This is a genomic window from Dyadobacter flavalbus, from assembly GCF_006149045.1.
Taxonomy (GTDB): domain Bacteria; phylum Bacteroidota; class Bacteroidia; order Cytophagales; family Spirosomataceae; genus Dyadobacter; species Dyadobacter flavalbus.
The window spans coordinates 1-1,226 of the sequence record NZ_VBSN01000005.1 but is presented as its reverse complement, the minus strand read 5'-3'; the positions used below and the strand labels follow the sequence as shown (position 1 = coordinate 1,226).

Here is a 1,226-nt window from a genome sequence, read left to right as displayed (position 1 = left end):
TGTAATACTCCCCAAAATTGAGACCATCGGTTAAGTTTAGTAACTTGACATAAAACCGATGAACAAAATGAAACAAAGCCGGAGAAAATTTACAGCAAAGTTCAAGGCGATGGTTGCCGTTGAGGCCTTGAAAGAACGTGAGTCATTGAGCGAATTAGCCACCAGATTCGAAGTACATCCAACTCAGGTATCAGCTTGGAAACGGGAATTTTTGGAGCGAGCAGAAAAAGCCTTTGGGGAAGAATCAGCCAAGGAAGAGGCGCTCGTTGACGTTGACAACCTTTTTAAGCAAATCGGCCAGCTACAGGTGGAGAACGATTTTCTAAAAAAAAGCTTGAAAAAAGCCGGTCTATGAAAGAGCGCATAGCACTGATCGACAGCAGCCATCCGTTGAGCATTCGTCGGCAGTCAGAAATTCTCAGCATCAACCGTAGTCAGCTGTATTACAAGCCTGCTGGTGAAAAGGAAGAAAACCTGGTGCTGATGCAGACCATGGATAAGTTGTTCCTTTCCGATCCAACCCTGGGTGTTTTGGGAATGCAAGATGAGCTGAGTGAAAAAGGGCTGGACTACAATGTCAAGCGAATCCGTCGGCTGATGAGGAAGATGGCTATTGAACCGATTTATCCCAAGCGTAACCTGAGCCGTTTGGGAAAAGCAAAATACATTCATCCATATTTGCTGCGGGGACTAGATATCAACTGTCCCAATCAGGTTTGGGCCATGGATATTAGCTACATACCAATGAAGCATGGGTTTATGTACCTGACAGCCATAATTGATCTGTACAGCCGCTACATCGTTGGCTGGCAGTTGTCCAACAGCCTCGAAAAGGAAACGCAAACAGAGCTTTTACATGCAACGATATCCAGGTATGGAAAGCCGGAAATGATCAATACGGATCAAGGTAGCCAATATACCTGCGAACACTGGGTAAGTACATTGAATGATCTTAAAATCAGGATTAGTATGGATGGTAAAGGTAGGGCAACTGATAATGCATTTATCGAACGCTGGTTCCGGACGATCAAACAGAAATACATCTATCTGAATCCGGAGAGAAACGGCCTTGATCTATACCAAGGAATCAATCGTTTTGTCAAACAATATAATTGCAGAAAGCATCAAGGTATTGGCCGCAAAAAACCAGTAAATCTTTACCTGAATGCTGCTTAAATTTAATTACCAATGATCAACTGATGGTCTGAAAAGTAGGGAGTACTTCA

2 protein-coding genes are annotated in these 1,226 nt (G+C 43.4%); both read left to right on the top strand.

Features of this window, described 5'->3' with window-relative positions:
* Positions 1–58 precede the first annotated feature (58 nt).
* Positions 59–355 (top strand): transposase, encoded by a 297-nt coding sequence (locus tag FEM33_RS00040; protein ID WP_139010090.1) that lies wholly within the window; start codon positions 59–61, stop codon positions 353–355.
* Positions 352–1,176, top strand: a complete 825-nt coding sequence (locus FEM33_RS00035) for an IS3 family transposase (RefSeq protein ID WP_139010089.1) — start codon at positions 352–354, stop codon at positions 1,174–1,176. Before FEM33_RS00040 ends, FEM33_RS00035 begins: the two co-directional genes overlap by 4 nt.
* The last annotated feature ends 50 nt before the right edge of the window (positions 1,177–1,226 follow it).